Below are 18,608 nucleotides of genomic sequence, written 5' to 3'. Positions count from 1 at the left end.
CGATGATCTGGAACCTATACAGCAAAGAGCTGAAGCGAGGAATTAAATACTTATTGATTTGGGCAACGGTTTTGGTGATTCTTACCATTACAACAATGTCTATGTTTCCGTATATCAAAGATGCTGGAGAATCTATGTCATCTATTATGAATATGATGCCACCAGCCATGTTGAAAGCTTTCGGAATCGACGCGAATATGTTTACCAGTATCATTGGTCTGTATAATACCTATTATGGATTTTACTTGGTGTTGTTAATGGGAATTTATTCTGGGACAAATGGTGCAACAATCATATCGAAAGAGCAACGAGTTAAGACGGCAGAATTTCTGATGACGAAGCCGATAACGAGAGGTCAGGTTTATTTTACGAAAATGATGGTGTTGTTTACTTTGCTAGCTTTGATTTTCACGATTCAAGTTTGCTTTGCTTACCTAGGGGTTAAGATTTTCGGTGAGGTCAATGTAAACTGGTCTGTGTTTCGAACCATGCACATTCATGGATTAGGTTTGCTTGTTTTCTTTACAGCGTTAGGTGTTTTTATTTCAATGTTAGTGAAGCGGAAGGTCAATTTTATGGGCGTTATCGTTGGAGTTGTTTTTGGATCTTACTTTATCGATGCGATTTCTAAGGCGGTGTCTCAGGTTAAATGGTTAGGCTATATCTCCCCAAATCACTATCTGGATTTCAATATTTTTGCTCCAGGATTTGAATTAAGGGTTGTAAATCTTGCCGTCTTTTTATTGATGTCGTTAGCATTGATTGTAGCTTCCTATTTTATTTTTAAGAAAAAGGATATTAATACTTAATAGCCTCTGACTATCCAGGTTTAGGGGTTGAATTCACAATTAAAGTGGACGATTAACAAATTCGGTGCGCTGCACCTTTTCGGAAACAATATTTTCGTATCAGAATTTTATCTAATTCGCATTCACAAGCTAGAGTCAAGAGGTAACAACATAATAATTCATATTCATGAAGGTATTTATAGGGATTGTCTCGGGCTAAAGCCCAAGGTCCAATGGGCAGTATGATTTTCAAGTAATGGTATGATAAACAGCAAGTTAGGGGTATACTTTCAAAGTATTTATAAGGTTTGTCTCCTCTGGGCATTACAAATCATTCACAAATGTAAATGGATGCTCTTCATATGATCTGACCAATCCCGCTTTAACTGGATTTGTTTTTATATGATTGATGATACTACTAAGCATCTTTTCATCTCTGATATAAGTATCGAAATTTTCATCTTCCCATACTTGTCTTTCATCGATTTTGCAATAATGGTTGATATATCTTGCTGATCCTTCTTTAATAAGACTAATGATTTTATCCAATTGCACGTAGTTCTTAGGAACGGTATTGGGATCATATATTTCTTTAATCTGAACACTGGTATCTATAAGCATATGGAAGTGATTAGGTAGGATGGACAAGGCCAGTAACTTATAATACCTCATGTGGTAAGACTCAATACGTGCAAGCAATACTCTTGCAATTTCAGGTGAAGCTAGGAAAGTAGGTCCCGTATTCGCATTTAATTTTTCATCGATATCAAGCAGGTATTTCCTACTAGCAATGTATTTTCTATCATTGCTCAATTCTTCCGTGTCAGCATGTCCGATGGTACTTATGCGATTATTGTATTCCTCTTTGATTTTCAACAACTCATTTTCTTCTATCGCCCCTTTAAGTGAGCAAGTAATAAAGAAGGTTGCGCCAATTGGATGAACAGGAGTTGTATTTCTTTTGTTTACTATCTTAGAATCCTTCATACTTGATTAATGATTTAGAAATGTAGAATATTAACACAAGGCATGATATTTTTTTAAAAAATATCGCTCTTTAAGTTAAGAAAGTTATTTTAATTAAAAGAAAGATATTTAGTGATCTAAGAAGTAAAATTGTCATGTTTTCTTGTCTCAAAACTGACATTCTTTCCGATAAGTGAGAAAATATAAACGTGGCTAAAAATTTGATTCAATAGATAATGAATGTAATTTTAGCTTCTACTCATGGCAGAAGCACAAATATTGACAATTATAAAAAGAAAATAATATAAATGACATACGATAATTTCACAATAAAAGCACAAGAAAGTATCCTCAGAGGACAGCAACTTGCTGGAGGCAAGGATCAACAAGTGGTGGATACCAGCCACTTAATAATGGGGATTATGGAAATCGATGAAAAGATTCCAGAGTTTCTATTCAATAAAATGGGAGTGCAAGTAAGTCAGTTGAAGGTGGAATTAAATGACGAGATTAATTCCCTTCCCAAAGTAGAAGGAGGAGGAAAACAATATCTATCTAATGATTCTAATAAGGCACTTGCTAAGGCAAAGAAATTTATGAAAGAATACAGTGATGAATTCATTTCTGTAGAGCTTATTCTTTTAGGAATTGTAGATGGATCTGACAAAACCTCTAAAATCATTAAAAGCCTGGGAGGAAGTGTTCAGGGAATGAAAGATGCGATCACTGAATTAAGAAAAGGAAGGAAAGTCACAGACCAGAGTGGTGATGGTCAATATAATACCTTGAAGAAATTCGCTATCAATCTTAACGAGCGTGCGGAATCAGGTGAACTCGATCCGATTATCGGGCGGGATGAAGAAATTAGAAGAATTCTACACATCCTTTCTAGAAGAAAGAAAAATAATCCAATACTAATCGGAGAAGCGGGAGTTGGGAAAACGGCGATTGTAGAAGGAATTGCGTGGAGGATTGTGAAAGGAGATGTTCCTGAGAATCTACTAAGCAAGCAAATATTTGTGCTTGATATTTCGACCTTAGTAGCAGGAGCAAAGTATAAAGGAGAATTCGAAGAAAGATTGAAATCAGTGATTAAGGAAGTGAAAGAGTCAGATGGCGAGTTTATCCTTTTCATTGATGAGATCCATACCTTGATCGGTGCTGGAGGAGGAAATGGAGCGATGGATGCTGCGAATATTTTGAAGCCAGCATTAGCGCGTGGAGAAATTAGAACCATCGGTGCAACGACTTTAGATGAGTATCAGAAATACTTTGAAAATGATAAGGCTCTTGTTAGAAGGTTCTTGACGGTATTTATAGATGAGCCATCTGTGGAAGATACGATTTCGATCTTGAGAGGAATTCAAGAGCGGTATGAAGTGTATCATAAAATGGATATTCTAGATGAAGCATTAGTTGCGGCGGCGGAATTATCGCATAGGTATATTACGGATCGCCAGCTTCCAGATAAGGCCATTGATTTAATAGATGAGGCCGCTGCGAAATTAAGATTAGAACTTGATTCTGTTCCAGAAGAAGTAGATGAGTGGGAAAGAAAGGTGAGACAGCTGGAAATTGAAAAAGAAGCGATCAAGCGAGAAGGAGATAAACGAAAGCTAAAAGTTATTTCAGAGCAAATCGCGAATGCGAAGGAAAAATTAGCTTCGATAACTGCTGCTTGGAAATCGGAAAAAGAAATCGTAGACGAAATACAAGCAATTAAGAAAGAAATAGAAGAATTCGAGCACTTAGCAGATGTTGCAGAAAGAGAAAGTGACTTCGAGAAAGTAGCTAGAATTCGATATGGTGATCTTAAAGATAAAGAAGCCCAGTTAAAAGAAGTAGAGAAGAAATTAGACCTGCTTCCTGAAGGATCGCGATTTACGAATGAGGAAGTAACGGCGAATGATATAGCAGAAGTAGTTTCCCGATGGACTGGAATTCCACTTCAGAAAATGATGAAGACAGAGCGGGAGCGTTTATTAAATCTAGAAGCAGAAATCGGTAAGCGATTAATCGGGCAGAAAGAAGCAGTTGTTGCGGTTTCAGATGCAATTAGACGTTCACGGGCAGGATTACAAGATCCGAACAGACCGATCGGTTCGTTTATATTCCTTGGACCAACAGGGGTAGGTAAAACGGAACTTGCGAAGACACTAGCTGATGTTTTATTCGATGACGAAAAGGCGATCGTTCGAATTGATATGAGTGAGTACCAAGAGAAGCATTCTGTTTCTAGACTGGTAGGAGCGCCTCCGGGATACGTAGGATATGATGAAGGTGGTCAATTAACGGAAGCTGTAAGAAGAAGACCTTACTCTATTGTATTGTTAGATGAGATCGAGAAAGCGCACCCGGATACTTTTAATGTGTTACTCCAAGTGCTAGATGATGGTCGATTAACAGATAATAAAGGTAGAGAGGCGAATTTCAAGAATGCGATTATCATCATGACTTCGAATATGGGTTCTGATGTAATTCTGGAAAATTTCGAAGATCTAGATGCAGTAGGAGAAGAGCACAGACAAGATATTATTGATACGACGAAGATTGAGGTTTTCGAAGCACTTAAGGAGAATTTGCGGCCTGAATTCCTGAATAGAATAGATGACAAGATTATGTTCTTGCCTTTATCAAAGGAAGAAATCAAGAAGATTGCAGGTTTATTACTTGGGAAATTGAAAAAGAATCTTGGACGTCAAGGATTAAAAATCGAGATGACGGATTCTGCTATGGACTTACTTGCTGATTTAGGATATGATCCTCAATTCGGTGCAAGACCACTAAAAAGAGTTATCCAGAATGAGATTATCAATGAGTTATCGAAGTTTGTGCTTGGAGGTTCATTGGTAGATGGTGAAACGATTTATGTGACAACAGATAATAAAGGATTTGTATTCTCTGAGACGTTAAAGGAAGATTCTGGAAAGCCGAAATCTAGTGCTAACGGGAATGTGAAAAGTCAGCGGGAAAAGGATCTTGAGAACTTAGAAAAGGCCACGAAGAAAGTGGAAGATGCGGTGAAGGATATCGAGAAAGATTCAGGTGAGAATGGCGCTCAACCTAAACGGAAGAAGGATAAATAATAGTCCACATCAGACTGATAAAGAAGTAAGCTCGATCCTAATTTAGGATCGGGCTTTTTTTATTCAAAGACTATTGATTTTCTCATTTGTATTTGGATCTCATGAATTACAATATTGGAATTCCACTTAGGTTTTATGTATTTTGTAAGAGCTTTAAAAATATACCCAGGAGAAATAGATGAAAAACATGAGGCAATACCTTACTTCTATTTTTCACCATGCTTTTGTTTATACCATTGCAAAAACTAAAAACTTTTTTATGGCTTCTCTTCTAAAGTTTTCTTCGATTCTCTTCTTCATTTTGCTTTCATTCGAAAGTATGGCCTGCTCTTGTGCTGCTATTCATAATTTTTGTGACTTATTCAGTGAAAGTGAATCATCCATTTTATTACTGGAAATAGAAAAAGATAGTTCTTATGGGAATATAAATAATTATAATTTACCCCAATATTACGATGCTAAGATTGTTGAGACTTTATTTGGTCCTGAATTAGAAATAGACTCTATTACTTTTATGTCCAGATTTCCTGACTGCGAATTCAGTATGTCATTAGACATTAGGGACACCATAATTATTAAGATTTCAACACTAGAACCAGACTCCAATGCTCATTATCCTACAACTTACATGTTAACTCCCTGTTTAAATAACTTTCTTCAGATTGAGCATAGTAAAGTATTTGGAAATTTCAACTACGTACGGTATTCAAGTCAACACCTAGACACCATGTCCTTTGAACAATTTCTGGACTGGTATCCTAACTGTTCAGCGATTATCAATACAAACGATATAGAAGAGTTCTCGGAAATTAAAATCTTCCCTAATCCAGTTGTGGATATTTTAAATGTAAAGAACAACTCTGACAAACAAATCACTTATTCGCTTTTTAATCTCAACGGAATACTTGTCGGAAATGGAACAACAAGTGCCCGATCTCAAACAGAGATAGTTAATATTGCACTCCCTAGTGGAGTTTATTATCTAAGGCTCGAAGATGGAATCAGGCAGAAAATTGAGAAAATTTTGAAGCTATAGTGGTTTAATTTCATCTCAGTGAGAAAAATGACCTTGAAATTTAGGACAGAATAGAAGCAATGTAGTATAATTGGAGCGACATATTTAACCAACCATGAAACGTTTCAAGTTTATACCTTTTCTTTTTTTCATTATATTTCTTTTTTCTTGTTCGAAAGAGGAAAAGAAAATCTTATTATTCAGCATCGAAAATAGCACTAATAAAGAAGACATCGCAAGTGCTAAAGCCACCATCAAGGCGTTAGCAGATTCTTCGGAAGTGTTTATTATTGAGTCAGATTCAAAGGAAGTATTTACAGAAGATGCACTGAAATCATTTCAGGCAATTGTATTGCTTTATACCTCAGGAGAAATACTAAATGATGTCCAGAGAGCGGATGTAGAGAGATTCGTAGAATCTGGAGGAAGTCTTTTTGGAATAGAAGCAAAGCCTAAATTGGCTATGGACTGGCCTTGGTATGGAAGTTATATGGACCAACCTTCTGCTAATCTTGATCTGAATTCATCCGACTTTCAGTCCATTATCCAAAATTCCATTGACAATAATCAACTAAATTACGCACTTGCGAAGACGCAACGAGTTCCCGAAGAAAATCGATTCCGTAAAGAAGTGGTAGATTTTAACCTTAATGAGCCGATGGAACTTGATGAAATAGAAGGCAAAGGTATTCTCTTTGTAGAAAGAAGAGGTCTGCTGAAATTATATGATTTCAATCTGAATCAAACTAGGGAGGTTGGATCGCTGGATGTAGCGTATGCAAATGAAGACGGGCTTCTTGGTTTGGCGGTAGATCCGAACTTTAGTGATAACAATTGGATCTATTTGTTTTATTCTGCTCCTGGTGAAGACCCGATTCAGCGCGTTTCGAGGTTTAATTTTACGGATGATTCATTAGATATAAATAGTGAAAAAGTTCTTTTAGAAATCCCTACGATACGTAAGTGTTGTCATAGTGGAGGTGCGCTAGAATTTGGACCTAATGGAAATCTGTTTATTACGCTCGGAGACAATACGAATCCATTCGAATCTTCTGGCTATGCACCGATAGATGAAAGACCAGGAAGAGCACTTTGGGATGCACAAAAATCAGCAGCGAACACAAATGATCTAAGAGGTAAAATTTTAAGAATCAAACCTGAAGACGATGGAACGTACTCGATTCCAGAAGGTAATCTATTTCCTCCTGGAACACCGAAAACGAGACCAGAAATTTATGTTATGGGACTTCGAAATCCATTCAGACATTCGATCGATAGTAAGACGGGCTACCTTTATTGGGGAGATATAGGTCCTGATGCAGGAAAGCCGGATCCTAAGCGGGGTCCTGATGGAATGGGGGAATTTAATCAGGCAAGGAAGGCTGGATTTTGGGGATGGCCATACACTAGAGGAAATAATCAGGCTTACTTTGATTACGATTTCGCCGCAGGTAAGTCTTTAGATCAATTTGACCCTAATAACTTGATCAATAATTCTCCGAACAATACAGGTTTAGAAAAATTACCTCCGGCGCAAGAATCGTTAATCTGGTTTGGATATGGACGATCAGAAGAATTCCCGTGGATAGGCAAAGGAGGTATTAACCCAATGGCAGGTCCGGTATTTCATGCGGAAGGACATGGTGATGAATTCCCTGAATACTTTGAGGATAAATTATTCGTATACGAGTGGATGCGTGACTGGATATATGTGGTTACTTTAGATAAAGATCAGAATTATGCAAAAGCGGATGCATTTATGCCTAATACAGAATTTTCGCATCCGATGGATATGATTTTTGGTAAAGATGGAATGCTCTATGTTCTTGAATATGGTCAGAAATGGAATTCTCGAAATTTTGATGCTAGATTGAGCAGAATTAAATACATCAAAGGTAATAGGGAGCCAATTGCAAAGATCGAAGCAGATAAGGAAGTGGGTTCTGCACCACTAACCGTTCAATTTTCTGGTGAGAAATCAATCGATTATGACCAGGACAAGTTGAAATTTGAGTGGTCATTCGATGAAGAAAAAGTGCAGTCGAAGGAAGAAAACCCAACATTTACCTTTGAAAAGGAAGGCATATATACGGTTTCACTTACTATTTCCGATGGGTCTAATGGGAAATCTACGACTACCCAAAAGATTATGGTTGGAAATGAAACGCCACAATTGACTATTAATACGGAAGCAAGTAATATTTACTGGGATGGAAAGAAAGTTGATTATACTGTAAGCGTAGAAGATAAGGAAGATGGAAAAACGACTGATGGAAGTATAAAAGCAGGCGATGTGAAGGTAACTTTTACTTATCTACCGGAAGGAAAAGATATTGTCTTAGCGACGGTAGGACATCAGCAAAGTGTAAAGCCAGAAGGACTTAGAATAATAGAAGCTTCAGACTGTAAAGCTTGTCATGCGATGGATGAGAAAGTGAATGGCCCAGCTTACAAGGACATTGCGAATAAATATACTTCGAAAGATAAAAACAAGTTAATCGGAAGCGTCATCAAAGGGAGTTCGGGTGTATGGGGAGAGACGATGATGTCAGCTCATCCTCAGTTGAGTTTAGAAGAAGTGGGAAAAATAATCGATTATATTCTAAGTTTACGAACGCCCGATAAAGAAGAGCAGACCTTACCATTATCAGGAACAGTAACTCTTGATGAGCATGTAAAAGATAAGTCTAAAGGCAGGTACATTCTGATGGCATCTTACTTGGATCGTGGCAACCCGAATGTTAATGAAAGCAGACTTTCTGTAAGTGATCAAATAGTTTTCAAAGCGCCTAAATTAGAAGCTGAAAATGCAGATGAATATAGCGAAGGATTAAGCGCATGGGGTAGCCAAGGAAGCACGGTTATGGGTTCTATTCTTAACAATACATTTTTAAAGTTTGAGGATGTGGACTTTAAGGGACTAAACAGTGTGAATATTGCCGGTGTCTATAATGCTGGGTATGACTATGGAGGGAAAGTGGAATTACGTATAGGTTCTGAAGATGGTAAGTTAATAGGACAAACGGATGTGGGATATTTTCATCCAAAGAAAAATGGTAAAGAGTCATATGAAATTCCATTCAAAACGCTAGAAGGTATTCAAGACTTATATGTTGTTTTTAAAAACGAAGAAGATAAGGACAAGTATATTTTAAATGCGGATTGGATCTATCTGAATTATAAAGGATAAAGGAGGGTTTCTCTCGAATCAGCTCCTGAGATCATCCATATTTATTAGATCTTAAGTAGCTGGTCTTTATTTAGGTCAATGTGATAAACTTCCTTGAAACATGAAGCGTTCAGTTCCACAAAAATCGTGAGCAGTTGGTTGTATGTTTTGAGATCTAAGCTGCAATTATCGGCGATAGGCTATCTGGTTTTTAGCATTGGTAAAGAAGCCATTGATGTAGTCACCTTCGCATTCTTCAAGGAGCAATGCCTTTAATTCGGAAACTATTTCAGGATTCTGGTCTGCTAGATTGTTTTCTTCTCGAAAATCGTCAGGTAGGTAGTATAATTCAAATATATTCTTCGGATAATACATCCTTAGTTTCCATCCACCTGAGTTAATTAAAGTTGGTCCTTGGAATGAGGAATAGACAAGATAGCCTCTATCGTTTTCTTCTTTTTTTCCGATCAATGTATTATAATAGGAAGTTCCATCAGTCTCGGAAAGCGACTTATTTTCTACCATATCCGAAAGTGTAGACATAAAATCATAACTAGCGACTAATCGATCAGACGTTGAATTGGCCTTCACCTTTCCAGGCCATTTGATGATTAGCGGGACCTCAATCCCTCCTTGCAAGTTGCTTCTTTTCATTCCTGCCCGACCATTGTTCCCATCGAAAACATCGCCAGCAATTTCGCTATAGTATTTATCTGTTAAGTCATCGAAGCGGATTCCAGTTTCCATATTGGTATAGGGTTTCACGACGCGTCCTTCTTGTGCATAGTAGATTTCATGGCCGTTATCGCCTGTGAAAATCACGATTGTGTTATCTGTGAGGTCTAATTCCCTTAGGGTTTGGATAATTTCTCCTACATTGTCATCTAGCAACTTTACCATAGATGCATATTCTTTTTCTATTTGTGTCAATGAATCATTATTGACGAAATCAGGATGTACTTCTGGGATCGAAACGGGTCCATGTGGAAGTTGAGTAGGGAAGTATAAGAAGAAAGGTCGTTCTTTATTGTCATGTAGGAATTTATGAACGCCATCCATGAATATATCTTGTGAGTAAGTTGCCTTGCCAGTCATATCCCACCGTTCTTGATATGCTTTATCTGTTTCTCGTTCGATAGACTTACCACAATTAGCGAGTGTATTACCTTCGAAATATCTGATTTTTCCATCCTCGAATAAAAATGGTGGGTAGAATCCATGCGCTCGCTGATGATCTAGATATCCTAAATAGTGATCCCAGCCGTGCCTTGTCATTTGATCCATTGTTGCTGAGAATCCCCATTCTAGTTTTCCAAATTGGCCTGTAGTATATCCCGCTTCTTTAGCGATGTTTCCTATGAATTTTTGGTGGTCTGGAATCGGAGTTGAAACACTTTTTATAGTGCTGTCTATTTCGGCAAGGGTTGCTTCGCCAGTGGATATACGCTTATAAATTCCAGCACCTGGAATCTCAAATGCATCAGCATGCAGATCGTGCAATCCAGTGATTAGAGTTGCTCTTGCTGGAGCACAAAACATGGCTGAATATGCGTTTGTGAATCGCATTCCATCTTTTGCGAGTTGGTCTATGTGAGGAGTTTTAATGATTTTCTGACCTTCTATGCTCAGTAATCCTTTTCCCAAATCATCTGCGTAGATCAGAACGATATTGGGTTTTTCTGGAGTAGAATTTGAGGGATTGTTAGGAGTACAAGATTGAAAAATAACCAGCGTGATTATAATGAAAAAGATAGATGCGAAAAGAAATGGATACTTCATGGAATAAAGGTAAGTAACTTTTCTTTGCTGTCCTGAAGCCATCACAATTCTCTTGATGACAGCACAATTCTTTTGATGACAGCACTTTTTTCTTGATGACAGCACTTTTTCAGTGATGTTATCAATCTACAAGAAGCATATCTGAAGCGTAAACCTAGCTCAACAGTCTTAGCACAATACCTTAGCTCTGCTTGGCTTACAGGATCTTTATTAAAAATCCAATTGCGATAAGTATTTCATATTATCGATGTCTGAATAGTCATATTCGTAGATCTTTTCAGGTCCGACCACTATTACTAAGCCATCATCAGCAATCACATCAAAAGCATCGAATCCATCGAAATGATGAATCAGTTCTAAGTTTAACGGATCTGAAACATCGAATACTTTTAAACCATTCTCCTTTTCACAAACAAATAACACATCGCCATCTAATGCTAATCCTTTCGGAGATTCCATCTGAATCGAATTGATTAATTCCGGTTGCGCTATATTCGATATGTCATACACTCTTAATTCATTTAACTGAAACCTAGCACATTCGCCAGAAATTCTAGCACTCAAGCTCGCATAAGCATACTCATCATTTACAGTAATTGGGTCTTGCCTACAAAAATCTTCCCCGAAGAATCCATAATTAGTTACCGACTTCTCTTGAGGTATTCCACTTTTAGCAATTTCATAGATAAACATTGAACTCTGAGATCCAATAAATAAGTTTCCCTTATGATATAGCAGAGATTCAATATTAAAACCGAGATCTAAATCGTCCAAGAGTATCGGATTTGCGCCATCTTTAACATCGAAAGTCTGAAGTTTTTCTTTATTGATGACGTACATGTAATCATTGATCACCAGAAGATTCGCATAAGAACCAGATTGGGTTGCGGTGCTACTTACATCGGCTCGGTCTAGATTGCTGCAAGCAGAAAGAAAAATAACTAAGAAAATGAATATATATTTCATGGGTTAAATTTTTAAGCAAGTTGGATTAACAATTTCTGCTCTTTTCCAATATTTCACCAAACCTTTCGAAGGATCAGGGCATTCAAAATATTCTGCAGGCTCATCTGGAAACTGCTCTAATAGATTTTCGTAAAATGTATTCTCTATGTATTTCACAAATTGAATATTTGCATAGTCTTCTATATTGATCACTAAAAGGTGCGGTCCGTTGTCTGCGTAAAGAAAACTTCCTTCTATGGTAAAGTTTTGATTGCCAGGAATCCGCCAGAAGTATACATATTCTGGTTGATTTGGATTCGTATTGTCTATCACATGAATCCCTATTTTTATATCATTGACAAATAAAAAATTACCCACCTTAACAAACTTCCCTTGCTTAATAATCGCTCGCGGTTCTTGACTATCTATCTCAGAGAAATCAAGTGCGTCGAAATAAACAGGAACTAATCCATTAACGATAAGGTCATCCTTTTTGCAAGAGGTGATCAGTAAGAGCATGATTAACCACACAAAGTGCTTCATGGTGAAATAACGTATGAAATATTAAAATGTAAGTAAAATATTGGTCCTATGTTGTAATTCCAGTCAATAAAAAAATCAACTTCTTCCTCGAAAAACTGATCGATCATGATTGGTTCTTGACTGCCATTGATGAAATATCGCGCTGCACCTAGTCCACCACCAAACTCCCATGTCCATCGCTTTCCAGAAGGTATGAAAATATTAATCGTACCTACACCGCCATAGTAGTTTCTAGTTCTTTCGTAGTTATGTAGAATGGTCTGGAACTCTCCATTCGAAGCGGTCTGAATCAAGGTCCGGTATTCTTTCGTCCATCGATAGTGTCCATGAATTCCCATTGTTAACCCGATACCTCTACCTCTTAGCACCAGACTTTCTATTCCTGGTCTTATTCTAAACCCTTGAGCTTGATAAGGAGAATCGAAAATGTATGCTATTTCGGTCGTTAAGTTAACTGTAGGTTTTATGGCTTTGTCAATGCTAAACTGGACGCCACTGTAGCCGTTCAGAAACGAAGACGGTGTAATTCCCGCACGAAAATCAGGAAAAATAACTTTTTCTTGTTGTGCTTGAATTAGCATGGCGGACGAACCCCAAAATAGAATGATTAAAATTCTCTTTAGCATCTGCATTTATTAAAAGATGACTTAAAATCGAAAAGTGTTGCTTCTTTTTCGACGATAGGGTTATTTTATCGGACGTTCATTGTATTTTATCCGAATATTCAACGTTAAATTTACGACGAAAAATCAAAGTGAAACATTACACATGATAAAAAATGTTAATCTCTTCATTTTTATTACTTTTGTAGATTAATTCAAGACTAATTATGGTATCAAATAAAAAACTAATAAACATTGTAGGCTGGAGTGTCTTTGCAATAGCTGCGATCGTTTTCTTTTTCTCGGCTGAGCGGACTGGAAGTTTGTGGGATGTTGGTGAATTTATTTTAGGTGCTTATAAGCTGCAAGTAGTTCACCCTCCAGGTGCACCGCTGTTCATGATTGTAGGTAGAGTATTCGCTTTTTTCGGTGAAATATTCTCCAGCAAACTTTCTGATATTGCATTTGCAGTGAACATGATGTCTGGAATTTGTACTGCCTTTGTTGGAATGTTCGTAGCATGGACAACCATGATCTTTGGTAAGTTAGCTTATGTAGGAAGAGATGGAGAATTAGAAGGTGGTGCACAAATTGCGAATGCTTTTTCAGGATTAGTCGCGGGATTATCTACCGTGTTTGCTACATCAGTTTGGTTTTCAGCAGTAGAAGGTGAAGTTTATGCTATGTCTACATTTTTCACAGCGCTTACATTTTGGTCTGCTGTTAAATGGTACGCATTACCGGATAACCATAAATCAGATAGATGGTTGCTATTCTCACTGTATGCGGTAGGATTATCAACAGGAGTTCACTTACTTTCTATATTGACACTTCCAGCAATTGCTTTATTATACTATTTCAAAAAGTATGAAAAGCACACTGTTTTTAAAGGAATGTTGGCAATAGGTGCAGGTTTAGTGGGGATTGGAATTATACAAAAACTTATCGTTGTAGGAATTCCTACCTTATGGAAAAACTTTGAAATTTTCGCGGTAAATGGTCTTGGATTGCCGTTCCATTCAGGACTTGTGATTACACTAGCACTTCTAGGAGCACTTGTTTTTATTGGTTTAAAATATGCTCATTCTAAAGGGAAATATCTGTTGCAAATGAGTCTGGTAGCATTGACCTTAATAACGATAGGCTTTTCTACGATCGGAGTAATTGTTATTCGTGCCAATGCTGACACACCTGTGAACATGAATGTTCCTAGTGACGCTGTTAGATTGCTTCCATACTTGAATAGAGAGCAATATGGTGAAAGAGCTTTATTATACGGACCTCACTTTGACGCACAACCTGTTTCGGTTAAAAGTGAAAAGAGATATGGAAGAGTAGGCGATAAGTATGAGATCGTAGATGAGAAGTACGATTATGAATACCGATCTCAAGATAAAATATTATTTCCAAGGATAGGTCATGGTGATCCAGGAAGACCACAATTACACAGAATGTGGTGGGGTAATGATAAGGATGTACCAGGCATGGCTTATAATATTAAGTTTTTGGTTCAGTACCAACTTGGATGGATGTATGGCCGATATTTTATGTGGAACTTTGCAGGGAGACAGAATGGAGCGCAAGGATATTATCCATGGGATAAGAGTTCTGGGCATTGGGTTTCGGGAATAGGTTTCGTAGATGATGCTAAGTTAGATTATGATACATCTGAGTTACCAGAAAGTATGCAAAGTCTTGCAAACAATAATTACTACATGTTGCCATTTATATTCGGGTTAATCGGATTATTTTTCCATATGCGAAAGAGACCGAAGGACTTCATGGCATTAATGATGTTGTTCTTAATCACTGGTATAGGGATTATTATTTATTCTAACCAGCCTCCGAATGAGCCAAGAGAAAGAGACTATGTACTTGTAGGTTCCATTTTTACCTATTGTATGTGGATCGGCATGGCGGTGAATGCGCTATATATGGGCTTCGAGAAATACAAGTTCAAAGGGATTCCTGCTGCAGGAGTCGCGGGAGCTTTGGTACTAATTGCTCCGATCTTAATGGGTACGCAGAACTTCGATGACATGGGTCGTAAAGATCATTATGCATCTAGAGATTATGCTGCGAATTTCTTGAATTCGGTGGATGAGAATGCGATCATTTTCACTTATGGTGATAACGATACATATCCATTATGGTATGCACAAGAAGTAGAAGAAATAAGGACTGATGTAAGAGTGGTTAATCTGAGTTTGATTGCTGTAGATTGGTATATAAATAAATTAAGATCTAAGGTCAATGATTCTCCACCTATAAAATTGACCATTTCAGAAGACGCTTATAGAGGTTCTCAAAGAAATCAGCTTTTCTTCTATCCTCCAGATAACAATAGTCCGACGAATATTATCTCTGCCTTAAAATTAATGGGAAGTGATGCGCGACCTCAAGGAGCTAATCCTAAAATGAAAGGATATATTCCTTCTAAGAACTTGATTATTCCTACGAATAGAGAAGCGGTAGATCGTTTAGATATGAATTATCCAAATGATCCAACAGCGATTGCTCCGTATATTCCATTTACATTTCCTCAGAGTAAAACTTACTTGAGGAAAGATGAAATGGCAGTATTGGATGTTATTGGTTCTAATATATGGGATCGACCGATATACTTCGCCGTGACGTGCAAGAATGATAAATTGATGGGTGTCAATGACTATACGCAGTTGGAAGGACTAGCGTTAAGAGTGGTTCCATTTAAGACGGCTTCCCAAACAGAATTAGGAATCTATGGAAGTGGACGAGTTGATGCTGAGAAGTTGTATGACAATGTGATGAACAAATGGCAATGGGGGAATTTCGATAAGAAAAAAATGTTCATTGACAATAGTTATGGAGCGGAAATCCAAGCAATGCAGATGGCAATTCTAAGAGGAGCACAAGAATTTATGTCTTATGACAGAAATAAAGCGGTAGCATTAGCAGATAAGTATTTCGAAGGTTTCCCTAATTTCAATTTCCCATATGATGACGGAGTCTATCCATTTATCCAAATGTATATTCAGTCTGGAGAGATGGAGAAAGCGAAAAAGCACATGAGAATATTGGCAGAAGTTTCAGCGGAACGATTGAATTTTTTTGATACAGGGATGGCTGAAGATGTTAGGGACAATAGTTTCAGGCGAGAATATGTGCTGGCGTTAAGAGGTGCGAATAATATACTTAATGATGTAGACAAATTGGGAGATCCTGAGTTTGCAGCAGAAATGAAGGCATTAGTGGGGAACTGGAGTTTGCAGGGGTTGAATAATTAGGATGAGTCGGGAGTCTTTAGTCTTTAGTCGAGAGTCTTGAGTCATAAAGGAGCTTGGACTTTAGTCCGAGGAGGAGAGAGAGTCAGGAAGTCTGAAGTCAGTAAGTCGGAAGTCTTGGTCCTAAGTCGAGAGTCTTGAGTCCTAAGTCGTAAAGTCCTAAGTTGAGTGTCTTGAGTTTTTAAATTATTAAAGAGATTTAAATTTTAAAATACAATTATGAAAATTGCTATTGGAGGTGATCACGCAGGTTTCCCATATAAAGCACCGATCATTAGAATGCTTGAAAAAGAAGGGCATGAAGTGACAGATTATGGGACTAATTCTGCGGAGTCAGTTGATTATCCTGATTACATTCATCCTTTAGCAGAAGCTTTAGGACACAAAAAGCATGATCTAGCTGTTATAATATGTGGTAGTGGGAATGGAGTAGCGATAACTGCTAATAAACACCAACATATTAGAGCCGCAATATGCTGGAAAGTAGAGTTAGCTGAGTTAGCCCGAAAACATAATAACGCCAATGCCATTTCAATTCCTGCTCGTTTTGTGAGCTTAAAAATGGCAAAGAATATGGTGAAAGCTTTTATCACTACAGATTTTGAGGGAGGTCGCCATGCTAGACGTGTGGATAAGATTCCAGTTTGTTAATTTATCAATGAATAAGAAATGAAAAATACTTTAATACTACTTTTTGTGTGTTGTGCTACCTTGATGAATGCACAGTTTATTTCAAGCGTAACCAAGCCTGATTCTTCAGCGATGTTAGAAGTGGATGAAAATGACCCTGCTTTCAAAGCTGCCATGACGATTACGAAAGAAGATTTAACAAAACACTTGACCATACTGGCTTCAGATGAATTCCAAGGTAGAGAAACAGGATATCCGGGAAATGATTTGGCCTCAGCATATATAGCAGGAGAAATCAAAAGAATAGGCATCGAACCAATCACGGGAGATAGTTACTTTCAGAAAGTTGACTTCAAGTGGATTAGCTGGGATGATATTTCGATTACAGTTGGCGAAAACAGATACAAGCATTTGTGGGACTTTCTTTCGTTTCCTGATAAAAACGTGGACTTAGGAGAAGTTGACCTAGACGAAGTAATTTTCTTAGGATATGGAATTGATGATCCGAAATACACAGATTATAAGCGTGCGAAAATTGAAGGAAAAGTCATCATGATTAATGAAGGCGAACCGATGGATGAAGATGGGAAATACATCATTTCTGGTGATACGCAAGAAACAGAATGGTCACAATACCCAGAAAAGAAATTGGAACTTGCTCATAAAATGGGCGCTAAGGCAGTCTTGATTATCACTAAAGATATCCAGAAAATGCTTGGTGAAAACAGGAGAAAACTTTTAGGACCGACAGTGGTTATTGGTCAGTCAGAAGATGAAGAAGCTCCTGTGGCAAATAGTATTTATATTTCAAGTAACATCGCAAAGGACATTATCGGGAGCAAGTCTAAGAAAATGATCAAGGCTAGAAAGAAGATGGCGAAAGGAAAGTCTAAGAGCTTGAAGCTTAAAACAGACATGAAGCTTATCCAAAAGAGAAAAGACTATTCACTTGCTGGTAATAACATCCTTGCTTATATGGAAGGAACAGATAAGAAAGATGAATTACTTGTTGTATCGGCGCACTACGATCATGTAGGAATGAAGGGAGATGATGTGTACAACGGCGCAGATGATAATGGATCAGGATCTACAACTGTTCTGGAATTAGCAGAAGCTTTCCAGAAAGCTAAAATGGCAGGAAATGGACCTAGAAGAAGTATTTTGTTTCTTTGGGTAACAGGTGAAGAGAAAGGATTATTAGGTTCAGAATATTATGCGACTTATCCAGTTTTTCCATTAGAAAATACAATTGCAGATATTAATATTGACATGGTCGGTAGAGTAGATGAAAAGTATAAAGACAATCCGAATTACATTTATGTAATTGGTTCTGATAGAATAAGTACAGACTTACATGATGCGAATGAGGAGGTGAACCGTAATTATTCTCAGATCACGCTCGACTATACATACAATTCAGAAGATGATCCGAATCGATTCTACTTCAGATCAGATCATTATAATTTTGCGAAAAACGGAATTCCTTCTATTTTCTTTTTCAATGGTGTCCATGAAGATTATCACAAGATTACTGATACTGTTGATAAGATCAATTTTGATAAAATGACGAATGTTGCAAGACACATTTTTTACCTTGCTTGGAAGCTGTCGAATCAAGAAGCAGATCTTAAGATTACGAACGGGAAAGCTTAATTTAGTTGATAGTTGACAGTTGAAAGTTGATAGTTCGAGATATGTATATGCCTGAATAACGTTGACCGGGTTTAAATAAAATCTTTAAAGTATAGTTACTTTTAAACTACTTTATATTACCTGTGTTTTAGGTTGTTTTTTCTTAAAGTTACATAATTTATTTTCAAAT

12 protein-coding genes are annotated in these 18,608 nt (G+C 37.4%); 7 read left to right on the top strand and 5 right to left on the bottom strand.

The genetic code is table 11. The features are described from left to right. Positions 1-2 precede the first annotated feature (2 nt). Complete coding sequence (locus L2586_RS09580) at positions 3-809, top strand: ABC transporter permease subunit (RefSeq protein ID WP_235292667.1); 807 nt, start codon at positions 3-5, stop codon at positions 807-809. Positions 810-1,112: 303 nt separating this feature from the next. On the opposite strand, the gene L2586_RS09575 is transcribed toward L2586_RS09580, so the two are convergent. Next, entirely contained in the window at positions 1,113-1,775 is a 663-nt protein-coding gene (locus L2586_RS09575) for a hypothetical protein (protein WP_235292666.1), read from the bottom strand. Positions 1,776-2,062: 287 nt separating this feature from the next. Between L2586_RS09575 and L2586_RS09570 the strand changes: the two genes are divergently transcribed. The 3 genes from L2586_RS09570 (at position 2,063) to L2586_RS09560 (ending at position 9,045) form a co-directional block, all read left to right on the top strand. Beyond that, complete coding sequence (locus tag L2586_RS09570; protein ID WP_235292665.1) at positions 2,063-4,840, top strand: ATP-dependent Clp protease ATP-binding subunit; 2,778 nt, start codon at positions 2,063-2,065, stop codon at positions 4,838-4,840. 259 nt (positions 4,841-5,099) lie between these two features. Then, on the top strand, positions 5,100-5,876 hold the full coding sequence (locus L2586_RS09565) for a T9SS type A sorting domain-containing protein (protein ID WP_235292664.1): 777 nt from the start codon (positions 5,100-5,102) through the stop codon (positions 5,874-5,876). Between the two features lie 94 nt (positions 5,877-5,970). Continuing rightward, positions 5,971-9,045: a PQQ-dependent sugar dehydrogenase gene (locus L2586_RS09560; protein ID WP_235292663.1), complete on the top strand. Its 3,075-nt coding sequence runs from the start codon at positions 5,971-5,973 to the stop codon at positions 9,043-9,045. 165 nt (positions 9,046-9,210) lie between these two features. Here the strand turns inward: L2586_RS09560 and L2586_RS09555 are convergent, their stop codons facing one another. The 4 genes from L2586_RS09555 to L2586_RS09540 all read right to left on the bottom strand — a co-directional run bounded on the left by L2586_RS09555 (position 9,211) and on the right by L2586_RS09540 (position 12,917). Next, on the bottom strand, positions 9,211-10,803 hold the full coding sequence (locus tag L2586_RS09555) for a sulfatase-like hydrolase/transferase (protein WP_235292662.1): 1,593 nt from the start codon (positions 10,801-10,803) through the stop codon (positions 9,211-9,213). Between the two features lie 210 nt (positions 10,804-11,013). Beyond that, positions 11,014-11,769 (bottom strand): LVIVD repeat-containing protein, encoded by a 756-nt coding sequence (locus L2586_RS09550; RefSeq protein WP_235292661.1) that lies wholly within the window; start codon positions 11,767-11,769, stop codon positions 11,014-11,016. A gap of 3 nt (positions 11,770-11,772) precedes the next feature. After that, complete coding sequence (locus L2586_RS09545; protein ID WP_235292660.1) at positions 11,773-12,267, bottom strand: LVIVD repeat-containing protein; 495 nt, start codon at positions 12,265-12,267, stop codon at positions 11,773-11,775. 20 nt (positions 12,268-12,287) lie between these two features. After that, positions 12,288-12,917 (bottom strand): hypothetical protein, encoded by a 630-nt coding sequence (locus L2586_RS09540; RefSeq protein ID WP_235292659.1) that lies wholly within the window; start codon positions 12,915-12,917, stop codon positions 12,288-12,290. A 203-nt stretch (positions 12,918-13,120) separates the two neighbouring features. Between L2586_RS09540 and L2586_RS09535 the strand changes: the two genes are divergently transcribed. From L2586_RS09535 to L2586_RS09525, 3 genes are all read left to right on the top strand, one after another. Continuing rightward, a complete protein-coding gene (locus tag L2586_RS09535; RefSeq protein WP_235292658.1) occupies positions 13,121-16,159 on the top strand; it encodes a glycosyltransferase family 117 protein in 3,039 nt (1,012 codons plus the stop codon). A gap of 216 nt (positions 16,160-16,375) precedes the next feature. Beyond that, entirely contained in the window at positions 16,376-16,807 is a 432-nt protein-coding gene (gene rpiB, locus L2586_RS09530) for a ribose 5-phosphate isomerase B (RefSeq protein ID WP_235292657.1), read from the top strand. 18 nt (positions 16,808-16,825) lie between these two features. Continuing rightward, entirely contained in the window at positions 16,826-18,439 is a 1,614-nt protein-coding gene (locus tag L2586_RS09525; protein WP_235292656.1) for a M28 family peptidase, read from the top strand. Positions 18,440-18,608: the final 169 nt, after the last annotated feature.

It is taken from the genome of Portibacter lacus (genome assembly GCF_021533215.1).
Classification (GTDB): Bacteria; Bacteroidota; Bacteroidia; order Chitinophagales; family Saprospiraceae; genus Portibacter; species Portibacter lacus.
Note: the sequence above shows the minus strand (reverse complement) of the source record. Positions and strands in the feature narration are given on the sequence as shown.